13 protein-coding genes are annotated in these 16,655 nt (G+C 64.9%); 8 read left to right on the top strand and 5 right to left on the bottom strand.

The window, feature by feature from the left end:
• Window positions 1–10: 10 nt before the first annotated feature.
• Both AB0N75_RS11365 and AB0N75_RS11360 read right to left on the bottom strand, forming a co-directional pair.
• The gene (locus tag AB0N75_RS11365; protein WP_364649481.1) at window positions 11–1,717 is read right to left on the bottom strand and encodes an amidohydrolase; all 1,707 of its coding nucleotides are present in this window, start codon (window positions 1,715–1,717) and stop codon (window positions 11–13) included.
• Window positions 1,718–1,905: 188 nt separating this feature from the next.
• Window positions 1,906–2,694 carry an IclR family transcriptional regulator gene (locus AB0N75_RS11360; protein WP_364649478.1) on the bottom strand — a complete coding sequence of 263 codons (789 nt, stop codon included), beginning with the start codon at window positions 2,692–2,694 and terminating at the stop codon, window positions 1,906–1,908.
• Window positions 2,695–2,939: 245 nt separating this feature from the next.
• Between AB0N75_RS11360 and AB0N75_RS11355 the strand changes: the two genes are divergently transcribed.
• Genes AB0N75_RS11355 through AB0N75_RS11345 form a run of 3 tightly spaced genes read left to right on the top strand, consistent with a single transcriptional unit; the run spans window position 2,940 to window position 6,235 of the window.
• Window positions 2,940–4,343, top strand: a complete 1,404-nt coding sequence (locus AB0N75_RS11355) for an LLM class flavin-dependent oxidoreductase (RefSeq protein ID WP_364649475.1) — start codon at window positions 2,940–2,942, stop codon at window positions 4,341–4,343.
• A 47-nt stretch (window positions 4,344–4,390) separates the two neighbouring features.
• Window positions 4,391–5,713, top strand: a complete 1,323-nt coding sequence (locus tag AB0N75_RS11350) for an NAD(P)/FAD-dependent oxidoreductase (RefSeq protein WP_364649472.1) — start codon at window positions 4,391–4,393, stop codon at window positions 5,711–5,713.
• A gap of 9 nt (window positions 5,714–5,722) precedes the next feature.
• On the top strand, window positions 5,723–6,235 hold the full coding sequence (locus tag AB0N75_RS11345) for a flavin reductase family protein (protein ID WP_364649469.1): 513 nt from the start codon (window positions 5,723–5,725) through the stop codon (window positions 6,233–6,235).
• Between the two features lie 44 nt (window positions 6,236–6,279).
• Here the strand turns inward: AB0N75_RS11345 and AB0N75_RS11340 are convergent, their stop codons facing one another.
• Together AB0N75_RS11340 and nirD are read right to left on the bottom strand one after the other, a co-directional pair.
• Window positions 6,280–7,020 (bottom strand): CbiX/SirB N-terminal domain-containing protein, encoded by a 741-nt coding sequence (locus AB0N75_RS11340; protein WP_364649466.1) that lies wholly within the window; start codon window positions 7,018–7,020, stop codon window positions 6,280–6,282.
• On the bottom strand, window positions 7,017–7,400 hold the full coding sequence (gene nirD, locus AB0N75_RS11335) for a nitrite reductase small subunit NirD (RefSeq protein ID WP_364649571.1): 384 nt from the start codon (window positions 7,398–7,400) through the stop codon (window positions 7,017–7,019). The genes AB0N75_RS11340 and nirD overlap by 4 nt, the downstream gene beginning before the upstream one ends.
• 381 nt (window positions 7,401–7,781) lie before the next feature.
• On the opposite strand from nirD, the gene nirB reads away from it, so the two are divergent.
• The 3 genes from nirB to AB0N75_RS11320 are packed head-to-tail and all read left to right on the top strand — an operon-like array spanning window position 7,782 to window position 12,771.
• Entirely contained in the window at window positions 7,782–10,541 is a 2,760-nt protein-coding gene (gene nirB / locus AB0N75_RS11330) for a nitrite reductase large subunit NirB (protein WP_364649463.1), read from the top strand.
• A gap of 59 nt (window positions 10,542–10,600) precedes the next feature.
• Window positions 10,601–11,629 carry a uroporphyrinogen-III C-methyltransferase gene (cobA, locus tag AB0N75_RS11325; protein WP_364649460.1) on the top strand — a complete coding sequence of 343 codons (1,029 nt, stop codon included), beginning with the start codon at window positions 10,601–10,603 and terminating at the stop codon, window positions 11,627–11,629.
• A gap of 14 nt (window positions 11,630–11,643) precedes the next feature.
• A complete protein-coding gene (locus AB0N75_RS11320) occupies window positions 11,644–12,771 on the top strand; it encodes a uroporphyrinogen-III synthase (protein WP_364649457.1) in 1,128 nt (375 codons plus the stop codon).
• A gap of 171 nt (window positions 12,772–12,942) precedes the next feature.
• On the opposite strand, the gene AB0N75_RS11315 is transcribed toward AB0N75_RS11320, so the two are convergent.
• Window positions 12,943–13,806, bottom strand: a complete 864-nt coding sequence (locus AB0N75_RS11315; RefSeq protein ID WP_364649454.1) for a formate/nitrite transporter family protein — start codon at window positions 13,804–13,806, stop codon at window positions 12,943–12,945.
• A gap of 237 nt (window positions 13,807–14,043) precedes the next feature.
• On the opposite strand from AB0N75_RS11315, the gene AB0N75_RS11310 reads away from it, so the two are divergent.
• Both AB0N75_RS11310 and AB0N75_RS11305 read left to right on the top strand, forming a co-directional pair.
• The gene (locus AB0N75_RS11310; RefSeq protein WP_364649451.1) at window positions 14,044–14,742 is read left to right on the top strand and encodes a dienelactone hydrolase family protein; all 699 of its coding nucleotides are present in this window, start codon (window positions 14,044–14,046) and stop codon (window positions 14,740–14,742) included.
• A 293-nt stretch (window positions 14,743–15,035) separates the two neighbouring features.
• Window positions 15,036–16,631: an MFS transporter gene (locus AB0N75_RS11305; protein WP_364649448.1), complete on the top strand. Its 1,596-nt coding sequence runs from the start codon at window positions 15,036–15,038 to the stop codon at window positions 16,629–16,631.
• The last annotated feature ends 24 nt before the right edge of the window (window positions 16,632–16,655 follow it).

Raw genomic sequence — 16,655 nt, 5'->3', positions numbered from 1 at the left:
TCCGCTCTGCTCAGCTGGCGCTTCCGGCTAGATCGGCGGCCACGCTGGCCGCATCGTCGTCGGCTGCCTCGTAGACCAACTGCCCCTCAAAGTACGTCTGAAGCACCTTGGTCTCGTGGATTGCGGCCGGGTTCTCGGTGAGAACATTGCGGTCCAAGACGATAAAGTCTGCGGACAGCCCCGGGCGCAGAGTTCCTGTTACGTCTCCGAGCCCCATTGCCGCCGCCGGGTTGCGGGTGAAGGCTGCCACGGCTTGCTGGATCCCGATGGACTGGCCTCCGTTGAGTTCCCCCTGATCCGTTGAATCCGGGTTGCGCCGGGTCACCATGGTCGCCAATCCGGTCCAAGGGTCGGGCGTGGGCGCAGCGCAGGGCCAGTCGGAGCCGCCGCTCACCAGTGCACCGGACTCGAAGAGGTCCCGCAGCGGCCACGACTTATCGAAGGTCTCCGCCGGAATCTGCTTGGCAATGCTTTCCTGGATCACCGACGGGAACCAGAGGTAGGGGGACGCGTCGGGGACAACGCCCAGCTCGGCGAAGCGGTGCAGGTCGGCTTCATCGATGTATTCCACGTGGGCGATCTGGAAGATCGACCCCTCCCCTCGGCTTGCACGAACCCGCTCCACGGCGTCGAGGACCCGACGGACGGCTGCATCGCCGGTGGCATGCAGCTTCGCGTGCAGCCCGCGGTCCACCAGATCCTCCAGCGATTCCACCAGCTCGTCGAGCTCCCACAGCGGCTCTCCGGTGAAGTCGCGGTCGTGGCTGTGGTGGCTGCAGATGTACGGATTCAGCATGGCGCTGGTCCGGGTCATCGGCACCCCGTCCAGCACATACTTGGAGAAGTCCGGCCGCACATGGGCGCTCCGGTGACGGGCGCCGACGTCGTACAGCTCCGGGCCGGTGATGCCGGGTTCAATAAAGGTGCGGGAGGGCATGGACGCGACCACATGGGCTGTGAGTTGCTGCTGCTCGTCAAGGCGGTGCAGGGTTTCCAGTGCGTAGTCCATGGTGGCTGCCTCTTGGACGGCGGTGATGCCGAAGGAGTTCAGGGTCTGGACAGCGGTCTTGATGGCGGTGGCATGGTGCGCGGCAGGATCTTCAACCGCTTCCGCCACAGCCGACTCGGCCAGATTTCCAGCCAGCTCGTACAGAACGCCGGTGAGTTCGCCGTCGGCATTCCGCACGTAGGACCCGCCGTCGGGATCGGGCGTTTCGGCCGTTACCCCCATGATCTCCAGCGCCCGGGAGTTGACCCAGCGATTATGCATCGAATCGTCGCGGAGCATCACCGGGTGGCCTTGGGCGGCGTCGTCCAGCGCTTTCAAATCGTCGGTCGTGAGGTCGTCAATCACCGTGGAGCCCACAATGCCTCCCACGACCCATTCCCCGGGCTGGAGCCGCTCCGTCCATGCCCGCACCTTGTCCAGGATTTCGGGAACCGAATCGGTGGGCAGGATCGGCAGCTCGAACGCTTGCTGGCGGCCACCCAGCCCCAGATGAGCATGGACGTCCACCAAGCCCGGCATGGCGAAGCGTCCGCCGAGATCGATGATCGGCGTATCGCCCGTTGCCAGACGTCGGACGTCATCCTCGGTTCCTACCGCCGCGACCTTCCCGGCGGAGACCGCGAACGCCTCAGCCCATTCCTGCTCGGGATCGCTGGTGTAGATCACGCCGTTGACGACGACGTAGTCGATCGATGCCTCTGCAGTCATGCTTTCTCCTTGGCTCACTTGGTGCCCGGGTCTGCGCCGCGTGGACTGCCCCTGCACCTGACGGTGGTGGAGCCTCCGACGTTACGCTCCGGCGGCCGCTCCTTCTTGTGAACCGATGCATGATCCTTGGAGCTGAGCGCACACCTGCCGGCATGTTTCTGGGGACGACGGCGCGCGTGCGGCCCGGTCTAGCCGAGGGCCTTGGCGATTTTCTCGGCGGTCGTGTGCAGGTGCTCCACGATGCTGGGCAGGCGGCCGGACTTCATCCGCTGGTCCGGCCCGGTCGCGGTGAGTCCGCCGAGGAGGAATCCGTCGGCATCCCGGACGGCGACGGCCACGGCAAACAGGCCCTCCTCGAGTTCGTTGTCGAGCACGGAGTACCCGTTCCCCCGGACTTCGTGGATCTCCTGCAGCAGGACACCGCGGTCGGTGATGGTCTGCCGGGTGATCGGGGTCAGCGTTTCGGGCAGCAGCTGGATGATCTTCTCGTCGTCCAGATCGGCCAGCAGGATTTTCCCTGTCGCACTCGCATACAGCGGGTATTGGCGGTGCACATACAGCTGCGAAACGCTGAGAATCCTCGACGCCGAGGCCTCGGCGATGAGGTCATACTCCGTGGCGCTCTTGTTCAGAGCGAACGTGACGGTTTCGTTGATCTCCTGGGCGAACCGTTCAAGGATCGGCTGCACCTTCGCACCCACGCCGGCCGTCGGGTCGGCCAGCCGGCCGAGCCGCGCCATTTCCCAGCCGAGGGTGTAGTTGTTGTCGGACCGGTCGACGAACCCGACCTGCTCCATGCTCAACAGCAGCCGGAACGCCGTGGGCCGGGTCAGGCCTACGTTCTGGGCCAGTTCAGTGACAGTGATCCCCTGGGGGTGCCGGCCCAGCTCGCGCAACAGCGTCATCGCCTTGACGACGGACTTGTTGGTGAGGTCCGGCGCATCAACGCTTTCGGCGTTCGATTCTGTCTCCGGCATGGTCAGGCATTCCTCTCGGCCGTGCGGGCCGTGTTGTGACGGTCATTACCCACCCTATGACGCAAACCGACCGCCGCCCTCGTCCGTGCTTGAACGTTGCGTTCGAAACTGCGCTTCACCCCTGTCCCGACAAAGCGGGACGACACCATTGACAGTACCGCCCAGCGTCGCTAAATTGAACGCCACGTTCAGAAATTGAACATACAGCCCTCCTCTTTTCAATGGTGCAAGGAAGTGTCGCTGCTATGAAAGACCAACCCCTGAGCCTCTTCGCCTTCGATACCAACTCCCCGGCCCATCTCACCGCCGGCTCGTGGCGCAACGAGGCGGACCAGGGCCACCGCTACAAGGACCTGGCGTACTGGAAGGACCTTGCCCGGACGCTCGAAACCGCCGGGTTCGACGGGATCTTCTTGGCCGACACCATCGGCTACCACGATGTTTACGAGGGCCGTCCGGACGCCGCGTTGCGCGACGCCGCGCAGTTCCCCATCAACGACCCGCTGCTGCTGGTCAGCGGGATGGCGGCGGTGACCGAGAGACTCACCTTCGGTGTCACGTCCTCACTGACCTACGAGCCGCCGTATTTGATGGCGCGGCGCTTCAGCACGCTGGACCACCTGACCGGCGGACGCGTGGGATGGAATATCGTCACCTCGTATTCGGAGTCCGCGGCACGGAATGTGGGAATGTCGCAGCAGCTTGAGCACGACGAGCGCTATGAGCTTGCGGAGGAATATATGGAGGTCCTCTACAAGCTGTGGGAGCAGTCGTGGGAGCCCGGCGCCGTCGTCCGTGACCATCAGGGGGCCACCTTCGTCGATCCGGCCCGCGTGCACCCCATCGAGCACAGCGGCAAGTACTTCTCCGTCCCGGGCATGCACCTGTGCGAGCCTTCCCCGCAACGAACTCCCGTGCTGTTCCAGGCCGGTTCCTCCCCGCGCGGGATGGCCTTCGCCGGACGCCACGCCGAGGCCGTGTTCATCAACGCGGTTTCGGTGGAACAAGCCCGCCGCAACGTGGAGAAGATCCGGCAGGCCGCCGTCGAGAGCGGCCGCGGGCCCCACGACATCAAGGTGGTGGTCCTGCTGACGGTCATCGCAGCGCCGACCGATGAAGAGGCGGACGCCCTGCATGACCAGGCCCGCGCCCAGGTCAGCCTCGAAGGTGCCCTGGCCCGGTTTTCCGGCTGGACGGGCATCGACCTGTCTGGAGCGGATCTTGACGCGCCGCTGCAGCACGTCAAGACCCGCGGCGTGCAATCGATCGTGGACATGTTCTCCAAGGCCGATCCGGACCGCGAGTGGACGCCGCGCGCCGTCGCCGAGTTCCTCGGGATTGGCGGCACCGGGAGCACCATTGTGGGCTCGCCCAGCACTGTTGCGGACGCAATCAGGCGCTGGCGTGATGAAGCGGACGTGGACGGCATCAACCTCAGCTACGCCACCAAGCCCGACAGCTGGAAGCGCTTCATCGAGCACGCCCTGCCCGAACTGCGCAGCCAAGGGCTCGCAGCAGAAGCCCCCAAATCCACTGACGCGCAGCTGACGCTCCGCGAAAAGTTGTACGGCCCCGGGCATCACTACACCCTTCCGGGTCACCCGGCCACCGGCCACCGCGCGGGCACCGCCGTCGCCATCGCCTCCTAACGCAGTCCAGCTACGTCCCTCGAACAAACGAAGCAGGAGAACCACGGATGACTGAAACAACCGATGTTGTCGTTGTCGGCGCCGGATTTGCCGGACTGGTGACGGCCCGCGAGCTGACACGCCAAGGCTTGGACGTTGTTGTCTTGGAAGCCCGGGACCGGATCGGCGGCCGCACCTGGACCGACCACCGGCTCGGCCGCGATCTGGAGATGGGCGGCACCTGGCTGCACTGGACCCAGCCGCATTCCTGGGCGGAGGTCACCCGCTACGGCCTGGAAGTGACCCGCGGCCCCCGCTCCGAGGAGACGTATTGGTTGGCCGGCAGCCAAGTGCGCCGCGGCAACCTTGAGGACTTCATGCAGCTCATCGACCCGGGCATGACCCGCCTGCTCGAAGACACGATGAAATGGATCCCCCGCCCGGACAGGCCACTGGCGGGGCCCGGAATCGAGGAGGCCGACCAGTTCAACCTGCAGGAGAAGCTCGACGAGCTGAACTTGTCCGTGGATGAGCGCAATGCCAACGAAGCGGCCTGGGTGGGCCACTTCAACGCTCCACTGGACCGGTGCGCCTACACCAACGCCCTGCGCTGGACGGCTGCGACGGCCGGTTCCTGGCACCTGATGCACGAGGCGTCGGCCATCTTCCGCCTCACCGGCGGCACCCGCAGCCTGGCGGATGCTATTGCCCGCGATTCTGGCGCCGACATCCGGCTAGGCTCTCCCGTCGCCTCGATCGAGCACGACGCCGAGTCCGCTGTGGTCAGCTACGGCGCCGGACGCACCATCTCCGCATCCCGCGTGGTCCTCACCGTCCCGCAGAACACCCTGCACCAGCTCGACGTCGCACCCGCGCTGCCGGAGGGAAAGATCCGTCCGAGCATTGAGAAAACCGCGTCGCAGGGAGTCAAAGCCTGGATCCGGGTCCGTGGTCCGATCAAGCCGTTCTTCGCCTATTCCTCCCAGCACCACCCGCTCTCGGTGGTGCGCACGGAATTCGTCAGCGATACCGACGCCGTGCTGGTCGCGTTCGGCGCCGATGCCACACGGATCGACGTGAACGACATCCAGGCCGTCCACAGCGCGCTTCAGGTCTGGCGCAATGACCTGGAAGTGCTCGAGACCACCGGCCACGACTGGATGGCGGATCGGTACTCACAGGAAACGTGGCTGATCCAGCAACCGGGCCAGCTGACCCGGTACCTCACCGCTCAACAGCAAAACACCGGCGTGCTGCACTTCGCCAGCAGCGACTACGCCAACATCTGGGCCGGCTTCATCGACGGCGCCATCGAAAGCGGCCTGCGCGCCGCGCGGGAGGTCCAGGCCAGCATCACCACAGCCACCGCAGAACTCGCCCCCACGACCTAAGGAAGAGCCATGAGCCTCGCGGCCGTCACCCCGGCAATCCAGCCCGATCAATACCGCGCCGTCATGCGCCACTTCCCCACCGGCGTCGCGGCGATCTGCGCCGCCGATCCGGCCACCGGCAGACCCTGCGGCCTGATCGTGGGAACATTCCAGGCGCTCTCGCTGGACCCGGCGCTGGTCACCTTCAGCATCGCCCGCACATCCACCAGTTGGCCGAAGATCCGCCGCTCGGTCATGTTCGGCGTCAACCTGCTCGCCGACGGACAACAGCCGGTCTGCAAAGCTCTCGCGGGCAAGGCCGAGGACAAGTTTGCGGCCATCGAGTGGAAACACTCCGCATACGGCACCCCGCACATCGCCGGCTCCCTTGGCTGGATCGACTGCACCATCCAGCAGGAGCTCGACGGCGGCGACCACGTCCTGGTCATTGCCAAAGTGCTGGAGATGACGGCCGACGACGGCGAGCCCCTGGTCTTCCACGGTGGCCGGCTGGGCGGCTTCCGCGACAGCACCGCCGCCTGAGGCCAATCCGCAGCCGGGGCGTCCCTCCGCACCCGGGTGACGGTTCAGACGGAGAAGCGCTCCAGCACCAACGAGACCAGGTCCTGCGGGGGCTCCTCCTCCGGCACCAGCAGCGGGCGAGTCACGATGTCGGCGCCGCAGCGAGCTGCCAGCGATGCAAAGTAGCCGGGAGCCAGCAGGTAGCTGGACACCACAACACGTCCGGGTGATCCTTCACCGTTGGAACTTCTGAGCGCCGCCCGTTCAGTAACTACTGAATCGGCCAACTTGGGCAGAGCAGCGGAGATATAGCCGGTGGCAACAGGCATATTCAAGGTCCTGGCCAACATCCTCGCGGTCAGTTCGCAGTCGGCCACCGCCCTTGGGTCAGTGGAGCCCGCCGCGGCCAGCACCACACGGTCGTGACGGCCCAGTCCGGCCTCCTTCAGCCGCTGTGCCAGCACGTTGACCAGCCGTTGGTCCGGACCGAGCGCCGGTGAAACCTCGACACGCCGGTATGCGGCGGCGGCCTCCGCGAGATCAACATGCACGTGGTAGCCGGCCGAGAGGAGTAAGGGAACGACTCGTGCCGGCCCGTCCACACCCGCCAAGGTCACCGGGACGTCTGGTTGCTGGACGTCGACGAACGATTGGACCACGTGCAACTCCGGTCGGCGACGTGCTACCGCGTCGACCAACCCGCGGACGGCGGCCTGACCGACGGGACTGCTTGTTCCATGCGACGCGGCGACCAGCGCCGTCTTGACTCTTGCGGGCGCCGTCAGCGATACAACTGGGGTACTCATGCAGCCGCCTCGATTTGAGCATCGTCCAGCTCCACCAGGACAACGCCGTCCTCGATCCGCACAGGATATGTCGAAAGGTACAAGTCCGGGTCCGCAGGGCACTCGCCCGTTTCGAGCAGATACACCTCTTTGTGCAGGGGGGAAGCGATAGTCGCCGCGGACCCGCGGTTTCCCACAATCCCGCGGGCCATGACAAACGCTCCCGTCGCTGGACACTGCTGGTCGACCGCATAAACAGCTTCATCGCTCACTTTGACGATCGCGATTTGCCGCCCCGCCACCCAGGCTGCCTCGCCCCAACCGCATTCGAGGTCTGACATGCTGCAGATTCTGTGCCAGGCAGTGTCGGTGTGGTCGAAGCTGGTCTCGGGCGCAGTCATGAGAGTCATCGCAGTACCTCCAGGTGTGGTTCGGCTGTTGTCCTCCCACGGTAGAGACGGCATGTTTCGCTGGCACCAGCTCCCTGTTTCACCCCCGTAAAACACGTCTCACCACCGGCTGCTGAGGCCCGTGAGGACGTCGATCTGTGCCGATTCCCCGCCGGAAGCATCGTGCCGACGGGCGAAAGCAGCGCATGTTTCGGAAAGGTTTCCGGCTTCTCACCGTCATTCCGGGAAACCCTCAGATATGCGTCAACCAGTCGAAACAAAGGGGCAATTGGCCGGCAATGACGGTTCTCTAACGTGGTGGAACCACCTCGCCCAGAGCGCGTGCACGGCCGAGGATCGCGAGGAATTCCAGCAGAAATCAGCGAGGTAGACATGAGCCAGACCAGCCCTTCCCGCCGGATCGTCGTGGTGGGCGGCGGACCCGCCGCCCACCGATTCACTGAAGCTCTCTGCTCCCGTGGCCTCAGCGACGAGACCAGCGTCATCGTCCTCACTGAGGAGACGCATCTGCCTTATGACCGTGTGGCCCTCAGCAAGGCACTAGCTGAACCGGAGGTGGACTTGACCCTAGGCGACAAGTCGCTGTGGGAAAACGACGGCGTCGCCTTGGTCACGGGAGTTCACGCCATCGACCTAAATCTGGAGTCTCGGGAAGTGGTGGCCGCCGACGGTCGGTCGTTCGGCTATGACGAGTTGATTCTGGCCACTGGGTCCAGCGCGGCCACGCTGCCCATCCCGGGCAATGAACACACCCATGTGTACCGGACCTTGGAGGACGTCCGGACCCTCAACGAGCAGGTCACGTCCCTGACGTCGCGGCTAGGCCGCCAGATCAATGCAGTCACTATCGGCGGGGGCTTGCTGGGACTGGAGGCGGCCGCCGGACTGCAGGCACTCGGGGCCAATCCGGTGGTGATCGACGGTGGCAAGTGGCTCATGGGCGTGCAACTCGATGAAGGCGCAGGCCAGGCCATGGGAAGGCTCGTCGCCGCACGCGGCCTGCAGGTCCACGGTGGCGTTTACCCCTCGGCCGTACTCACCTCGGTCCACGACGACGGCCAAACCCAGGTCACCGGGGTCGAGCTGGCCGACGGGCGGATCATTCCCGCAGACCTGGTGGTGGTGTCCATCGGCGTCCGGCCTCGTGACGAACTGGCCCGAGCGGTCAATGGGCGCGCCAAAGCAGAAGCCGCCGCCGTCGCAGGCAGACTGGCCGAGGATCTGCAGGATGAGGACTTCGTCCCTGTTTTCAGGACGGGTCCGCGCGGCGGTGTGGTGGTCGACGAAACCTGTGCCACCGACGTCGAACATGTCTGGGCGGTGGGTGAAGTAGCCAACTTCGGTGGCAAGTGCGTTGGGCTTGTAGCCCCGGCCAACACCATGGCGGAGATTGTCGCTGACAGGCTGAGCGGCGGGAAGGCAGTGTTCACTGGTTTCGATACAGCCACCAAACTCAAACTCTCCGGCGTGGAGGTTGCCAGTTTCGGTGACGCCCACGCCGCACATTCCGGAGCGCTGGAGATCGTGTATGCGGATCCGGCACGCGGTGTCTACCAAAAGCTGGTGGTGACCGACGACGCCAAGACGCTGCTGGGTGGGATCTTCGTCGGTGACGCCGCGCCCTACCAGAGCCTGCGTCCGTTCCTGGGCCGTGAGCTGCCGGCCGAGCCGGGGGCCTATCTCTCTGCAGCCGGAGGCGGCGATGCCCCGGACACGGAGCTTCCTGACGACGCGATCTTGTGTTCCTGCAACAACGTTTCCGCCGGCAGCATCCGCGACGCCGTCAACGGTTGTGACAGTTGCGCGGGGAATGAGCCAGTCCAAGAGCTGGCCGGCCTTAAGGCCTGCACCAGGGCCGGTACGCAATGCGGCTCCTGCGTGCCGATGGTCAAGAAACTGCTGGAAAACGAACTGGCCAAGTCCGGCATTACCGTTTCGAAGGCACTCTGCGAACACTTCAGCATGTCCCGGGCCGAGCTGTTTGAAGCCGTTCGGGCGCTGGAATTGGTGTCGGCGGAGGAGATCCTGCAGCGTTTCGGCACACCGGTGGATGCGCAAAAGGCAGGCGGAGGCACCGTTGCCCAACGCCCCCTGGGATGTGACATCTGCAAGCCGGTGATCGGTTCCATTCTGGCCTCACAGCACAGCGCCTACGTGCTCGACGCCGGGCGCGGCATCCTGCAGGACACGAATGACCGTGCACTCGCCAACATGCAAAAGGATGGAACCTATTCAGTGGTTCCGCGCATCCCGGGCGGCGAAATCACGCCGGAGAAGCTTGGCGTGATCGCCAGAGTGGCCGAAAAGTACAGGCTTTACACAAAAATTACCGGCGCCCTGCGGATCGACATGTTCGGGGCCAGGCTGGAACAGTTGCCGGACATCTGGAAAGAACTGGTGGAAGCCGGCTTCGAATCCGGACAGGCCTACGGCAAGGCATTGCGCAATGTGAAGAGCTGCGTGGGTTCCACCTGGTGCCGGTACGGCGTGCAGGACTCGGTGGCCATGGCTATCCAGATGGAGCTTCGATACCGCGGGCTGCGTGCTCCGCACAAGTTTAAGATGGGGGTGTCCGGCTGCGCACGCGAGTGCGCGGAGGCCAGGGGCAAGGACGTGGGCGTGATTGCCACTGCGGACGGCTGGAACCTCTACGTTGGCGGCAACGGCGGCGCAAACCCGGCGCATGCCCAGCTGTTGGCCAAGGATCTGGACGACGAGACCTTGATCCGCTACGTGGACCGCTACCTGATGTACTACATCCGGACCGCAGACCGGCTGCAGCGCACCGCGCACTGGTTGCAAGCCCTCGACGGCGGACTTGACCACGTCCGTGCCGTAGTCATCGAGGACTCGCTGGGTATCGCAGACGATCTGGAATCAGCCATGGCCAGGCACGTGGACAACTACGAGGACGAGTGGGCTGCCACCCTCAAGGACCCCGACCGGCTGCGCAGGTTCCGCTCGTTCGTGAATGCCCCGGATCAGAAGGACGATTCGATCATCCGGGTCGGGGAACGAGGCATGCTGCGGCCGGCCACGGCTGACGAACACCAATCAGCCCTCATTTCTGCGGCAGCTGCACCGAAACCGGTGGCACTTGGTGCCACCATCCCCCTTCGTCCTCTCAGCTGACCATTCGACATCCGGTCACCCGCCGACGTTCCCACTTCCGCCGATTCCCAGGAGCAGACATGATCCTCACCGCAGATCTCACCGGCCAAACGGTACTGGTTGCCGGCGCCCCCAAGGCAGCGATGCGGGCCATCCGACGGTATCGGGCCGCGGGAGCCACCGTGCACACGCTGGCGGCCTCCGAAGCGTTCCAGGAGGAGATGCTCGACAGCGTTGCGATGGTCGTCGCTGTGGAAGACGCCGCGCCCGGCTGGGACATGCTGCCGGAAGCCTGCCGCCGGCAGCATGTGCTGCTGGTGAAGGAAGCGACCGCTGTTCGAGGCGGTCTGGTCACACTGATCGGCGGTGGCCCGGGTCCGGACGATCTGCTCACGATGCGCGCCCTGGCCGCCCTGAAGGATGCCGATGTTGTCTATTTCGACCGGCTCGGCCCACATGCCAATCTGCGCTGGTTGGCTCCAGGAGCGGAACTGGTCGACGTGGGCAAACGGCCCGGCCATCACCCGGTGTGCCAGGAGGACATTCAGCGGCGCATGGTTGACTCCGCTCTGCAAGGACATCACGTGGTCCGGCTCAAGGGCGGTGATCCCTACGTCTTCGGGCGGGGCGGAGAAGAGGTGGCTGCCTGCATTAAGGCCGAGGTGCCCGTCACCGTGGTTCCGGGCATCAGCAGTGCCATCTCCGTTCCAGGCGCCGCAGGTATTCCGGTGACCCATCGCGATGTCAGCAGGATGTTCACCGTCGTCTCCGGGCATCTCCCGCTGGCCGAGGAGGAATACCGGCACTTGGCCGGACTGGGCGGCACCCTCGTGATCCTCATGGGAGTGGGCACGCTCCCTCAACTTGTTGCCGGTCTGCGCCGGGAAGGCATGAGGGCAGACATGCCGGTCGCCATCGTGGAACAGGGCTTTAGCGAGTCCCAGCGCACCACCGTCTCGGATCTTGCCGGCGTTGTGACAGCAGCGGGATCGGCCCGGATCAAATCTCCGGCTGTCTTGGTGATCGGCGAAGTAGTCCGCCAAGCAGACGGCAGAACTGGCCGGCAGGAATTGGCCCAGCTCACCAGACTGGCGAGCGCCGGGGCATGAAAGCGGCGTCCTCAATGCAAGCACCGGCTCCTGCCGCCGCAGGCGGGCAGGACAGCATTTCCGGGTTCCGCATCGGTGTCACTTCCGACCGCCGCTCCGCCGACTTGATTTCCGCACTGGAACGTCGGGGCGCCGCCGTTCTGCACGCCCCGGCACTGAAAATCGCTCCGGTGTCCGAGGACATGCCGCTGCTGGCCGACACCGAGGCCATTCTTGGCGAGCGACCGGAAATCGTCCTCATCACCACGGCGTACGGCATGCGCCGCTGGTCCGAAGCGGCAGATGCAGCCGGGCTGGGCGAAGACCTGGCCGACTTGCTCGAGGACGCGAAGATTTTTGTGCGCGGCCCGAAGGCGCGCGGCGCAGTCCGGGCTGCAGGGCTGAATGATGCAGGAATCAGCGCCGACGAACGCACTTCAACCTTGGTGGATATGCTGCTGGAGGGCAACGTCCGTGGCATGACGATAGCGGTCCAGCTGCACGGCTACACCGACAATCGGCAGCTGCAGCGGCTGCGCGATGCAGGTGCCCGGGTTCTCACCGTCACACCGTACCGTTGGGTCAAGCCCGAGGGCAGCGACATCAGGCTGGGCAAGCTGATCGAAGCCGTCATCTCCCGCCAACTGGATGCGGTGACCTTTACCAGCGCCCCTGCGGTGGACGCTTTGCTGAGCAGCGCCCACGAGCTGGGACTCTATGACAGCCTGGTAGAGGCGTGCAACGGTGACGTTGTGGCAGCCGCCGTAGGTCCGGTTACCGCCCAGCCGCTGCTCGACGCAGGCATTCACCCGATCATGCCTGAACGCTATCGGATGGGCGCCTTGGTGCGCCTCGTGGTCGAGCAACTGACACAGCACCGCATCATGCGGGTGGAAACGCAGCTGGGCTTGGTTGAAATCCGCGGCCGCTCCGTCAGCTTGGCAGGGCGCTATGTTGATCTGACACCGGCACCCATGGCGCTTTTCCGGTTGTTGGCAGCGGCGGGAGGTGCCGTCTTGCCCCGTGCCGAAATGGTTCGCTGCCTGCCCGACGGCGCCGGGGAACATGCACTGGACATGGCCGTCAGCCGTCTCCGTCAAGCGCTCCCGGACCCCGCCCTGGTGGGAACCGTGATTAAGCGCGGTTACCGTCTGAATGTTTAGGCATCCTGCGGTCCGGATGCGACAACGTCAACGTCCCGAGCAGGTAAAAAGGCCAAGTCCACAGCACGAGCTGTTCAGCCGCCCACCAACTGACGTCCCGGCTGACGACGAGCAAGCTCGCCGCAGCCGGGACGCAGGGGACATTTCGCACAGGGGCCGGCCCGCGCCCGACTATATGTCCTGGGAGGACGAGGTCAGCGACCTTAGTTCCTGGTCCAACGACTCCCTCTCCGCTCGCCCGGACTTCCCGGAAGGGGCCGTCCGGTGCGCCAGATACAGTCCGACCCCGGTCATCAGCAGACCTCCGGCAAAGTTCCCCAGCAGTACCGGGCCCTGGTTCCACAGCCACCAATCACCGATGCTGACATCTGCGCCCAGCATCATGCCCGCAGGGATCACGAACATGTTGACCACTGCGTGTTCGAAACCCTGGCCGAAGAAGCAGGTCACCGGCAGCCACATGGCGGCGATCTTCCCGCCGGTCGACGTCGAGGTCATCGCCATCACCACGCCCAGCGTCACCATCCAGTTGCACAGCACAGCCTTCAGGAACACCAAAAGCATTCCCGACGCGCCCAGCCCGGCATAGGCAACGGTTTTGGCTTCTGCTAGGTTTACCAACATTTGGATCATCGGATCAGCATCCGACGTGCCCATTCTGGTGACCACCGCAGCGTACGCCGTCGCGTACCCGATGCACCCGATGAGATGTCCGGTGATCACCACAGCGAAATTGCGGGCCAGGTCCCCCATCGAAGCCTGTTTGCGATGTACCGCAAGAGGAATCAGAGCGAACGACCCCGTCACCAGCTCCAGCCCCAGCAGCACGATCATGACAAATCCCAGCGGAAAGACGATCGCGGCAACTATGCCGTTCATTTGGACCGATGCGTTTAACGCCAGCGTGGTAGCGCAGGCAAGTATCGCACCGCCCAGAACGCCGCGGATCAGCAGCTGGCCCGTGCCTGCACCGGCTTTGGCGGCCCCTGCAGCAACCATCCCATTAACCACGTCTGTTGGTTTGATGTAACTCATGATGTCCTTCCGAAGGAAACAGGTACCAGCCACGGTACGAACCTCCCGTCCCGGCAGAATTGCCGGCCTGTGTCGCCCTCGTAAAGCCCTGCTCACCGCACTCAATCAGGGCTGTGAGAACCCCGCTACGGAGGACGATGACCGGCGAGCGCCAACATCGTCCTTTGAGCCGCAAGACAACTTCGCCGCCTCTCCCTAGACTGATGCCGTATGCCCCGAGCGATCAGGAGTAGGACTTTGGCTGAAAACCCGACCTTTCAGAATGTCACCTTCGAGTCCGCAGGCGGCGAGGCCCACGGTTATCTGGCCCTGCCGGAATCAGGGTCCGGCCCCGGCGTGATTGTCATCCAGGAGTGGTGGGGCCTGGTGGACCACATCCGCGACGTGGCCGACCGGCTGGCGGCCGAGGGCTTCGTAGCGCTGGCTCCGGACCTGTTCGGCGGCCGCATAGCCCACGACGGCAAGGAAGCGGCGCAGATGATGTCCAAGCTGCCCGAGGCGGAAGGCGCGCGCCTGCTGGCCGGAGCCGTGGGCTACCTGCTGGCCCACGAGGCCGTCACCAGTTCCACCGTGGGCGCCATCGGCTTCTGCATGGGCGGCGGTTTTGTCCTCGCACTGGCCGCGCAGCAGGGTGAGAAGATCAGCGCCGCCGTGCCGTTCTACGGCGTGGGCCAGGCCGTCCCCAAGTCCTACGAAGGTGTCCGCGCCGCCATCCAGGGCCATTACGGCGAGCAGGACACGTCCTACCCGGTGGAGAAGGCCAAGGCACAAGAGGAGCAGATCCGCCGCGAATCCGGCACGGAAGTGAACTACTACTTCTACGACGCCCCGCACGCCTTCCACAACGACGAAAATCCGCAGGGCAACTACCGGCCCGAGGCGGCCAAGCTGGCCTGGAGCCGCGCGGTGGAGTTCCTCAAGGACAAGGTGAAGTAGCCCCTACAGCCCAAAAGGTACGACGTCGGTGCGGCACCGACGTCGTGCCTTCCCTTCCTCCGGACTAGTCCGGGACCGGCCATGTTCCGGCGGGTCCGCGCAGGTGCCGTCGCCCGGATGCCGTCTATTCAGACAGGGCCCGCACCACAGGCCTTTCGCTTTCCGGCCGGTTATGGTTTCATGTGCTCGTGCAGGACAGCGCGCACCCTGGCGGCTACCGCTAGGGGCGACGCCAGAGGAGGCGACATGTCCGCCACTAGTCTGAAACCCGCGGGCCGCGCAGGCGGCCATCGATGAGCGCGCCGACCGGTGGTGGCACGCGAGCGGAGCCGTTCAACGGCCGGCTGGCGCTGTTGCTGGCCATGGCGATGTTCGTGCTGGTGGTCGACACATCGATCATGAACGTCTCGATCTCCGCAGTGGTGAGGGACATTGACACGACGGTCAGCGGCCTCCAATCGACGATTGCGCTGGAAGCGCTCGTATCCGCCGCTTTCATCCTCATCGGCGGCAAGATTGGCGACCTGTTCGGGCGCAAGCGCGCCTACGTGATCGGTCTCGCTTGCTATGCCATCGGCGCGGTCGCGATGACGCTGGCCCAAAACCTGCTCCCCATCATCATCTTCTGGGCGCTCATCGGTGGACTGGGTGCCTCGCTGCTGCTTCCGTCCATGCAGTCCCTCATCCATGGAAATTTCGAGGGAGCGGCACAGAAGCGGACCTATGCCTTGGTCGGAGCCTCGGCTGCGATCGCCGCGGCCGTCGGGCCGCTGCTCGGCGGCTTCATCACCACGTTCCTTTCATGGCGCGTTGCCTTCCTGCTGGAAGTCCTGATCATCGCGATCGTGCTTTCCGGAATCAGGCTTGTCCACGACGTGCCGTATACGGGGCCGCGGGAGCTCGATGTCGTCGGATCCGTTCTTTCCTTCGTAGGAATGGGCGGAATAGTGCTCGGCATCCTGGTCTGGCAGGAAGGCGGCGAAGCAGTGGGCGCAATCATTGCCGTCGGTGCCGTCGCGCTGGGCGGCCTGGTCTACTGGCTCGTGCGGCGCAAGCGCCGCGACAAACCGACGTTGCTGGACCCGAACCTGTTCCAATCGAAGGCTTTTCGTTTTGGTGCCACCGGCCAAATGCTCCAGCAGATCGCCTTGGGCGGCACGATGATCGTGCTGCCGATCTACCTCCAGATGGTGCTCGAATACAATGCCCTGCAGGCAGGGTTGTCGATCGCCCCGCTCTCGCTCACCATGTTCGCGATCGCCATGCTCGCAGGAAAAAAGGCTGCGACGCGACGCCCAGCCGGCCTCATCAGGTGGGGCTTCCTGATCCTGACAGTGGGCCTGTTGGTGCTCGTGCCCCTGGTGCCGCGCGCGGACTCCGGTTGGTGGCTCCTGCTCCCGCTGGTGATCGCGGGATGCGGTCTGGGACTGCTGGTTTCCCAGCTCAACGATTACACCTTGTCCCCGATCTCGGACGAGCGGGTCAGCGAGGCCGCGGGTGTGAACTCCGCCGCGGGATCGTTCGGCCTGTCATTCGGTCTCGCGTTTGCCGGCGCGATCATGCTGGCGTCGCTCTCGATCATCTTCACCAGCATGGCGACGTCGAGCACGGTACTCGCGCCCGACGAACAGCAGCAGGTCGCGCAGGTGCTGGAAGATGATGCCCAAGTACTGAGCAACACGCAACTCGAGGAACTCCTCGCCGGCCAACCGGAGGACGTTCAGGACGAGATCATCCGCATCAACACAGATGCCCGGCCCATCGCACTGCAAATCGCGCTCTTCATCCCGATACTCGCCGGCCTCGCCGGCCTGGCCAACTCCTTCCGCATGGTGAAGCTCCCCGATTCCAAGCGCTCCGGTGCCGGGGAAGGCACACTCCTGGGCTGAGCCTCCGCGCGAGGCGGGTGGAAC

The sequence above is a fragment of the Arthrobacter sp. NPDC089319 genome (assembly GCF_040684925.1).
Classification (GTDB): domain Bacteria; phylum Actinomycetota; class Actinomycetes; order Actinomycetales; family Micrococcaceae; genus Crystallibacter.
Note: the sequence above shows the minus strand (reverse complement) of the source record. Positions and strands in the feature narration are given on the sequence as shown.

What these genes read in the sequence shown, in the direction of transcription:
- AB0N75_RS11365 (WP_364649481.1), bottom strand. Translation starts at nt 1,717, where the DNA reads ATGACTGCAGAGGCATCGATCGACTACGTCGTCGTCAACGGCGTGATC.
- AB0N75_RS11360 (WP_364649478.1), bottom strand. Translation starts at nt 2,694, where the DNA reads ATGCCGGAGACAGAATCGAACGCCGAAAGCGTTGATGCGCCGGACCTC.
- AB0N75_RS11355 (WP_364649475.1), top strand. Translation starts at nt 2,940, where the DNA reads ATGAAAGACCAACCCCTGAGCCTCTTCGCCTTCGATACCAACTCCCCG.
- AB0N75_RS11350 (WP_364649472.1), top strand. Translation starts at nt 4,391, where the DNA reads ATGACTGAAACAACCGATGTTGTCGTTGTCGGCGCCGGATTTGCCGGA.
- AB0N75_RS11345 (WP_364649469.1), top strand. Translation starts at nt 5,723, where the DNA reads ATGAGCCTCGCGGCCGTCACCCCGGCAATCCAGCCCGATCAATACCGC.
- AB0N75_RS11340 (WP_364649466.1), bottom strand. Translation starts at nt 7,020, where the DNA reads ATGAGTACCCCAGTTGTATCGCTGACGGCGCCCGCAAGAGTCAAGACG.
- nirD (WP_364649571.1), bottom strand. Translation starts at nt 7,400, where the DNA reads ATGACTGCGCCCGAGACCAGCTTCGACCACACCGACACTGCCTGGCAC.
- nirB (WP_364649463.1), top strand. Translation starts at nt 7,782, where the DNA reads ATGAGCCAGACCAGCCCTTCCCGCCGGATCGTCGTGGTGGGCGGCGGA.
- cobA (WP_364649460.1), top strand. Translation starts at nt 10,601, where the DNA reads ATGATCCTCACCGCAGATCTCACCGGCCAAACGGTACTGGTTGCCGGC.
- AB0N75_RS11320 (WP_364649457.1), top strand. Translation starts at nt 11,644, where the DNA reads ATGCAAGCACCGGCTCCTGCCGCCGCAGGCGGGCAGGACAGCATTTCC.
- AB0N75_RS11315 (WP_364649454.1), bottom strand. Translation starts at nt 13,806, where the DNA reads ATGAGTTACATCAAACCAACAGACGTGGTTAATGGGATGGTTGCTGCA.
- AB0N75_RS11305 (WP_364649448.1), top strand. Translation starts at nt 15,036, where the DNA reads ATGAGCGCGCCGACCGGTGGTGGCACGCGAGCGGAGCCGTTCAACGGC.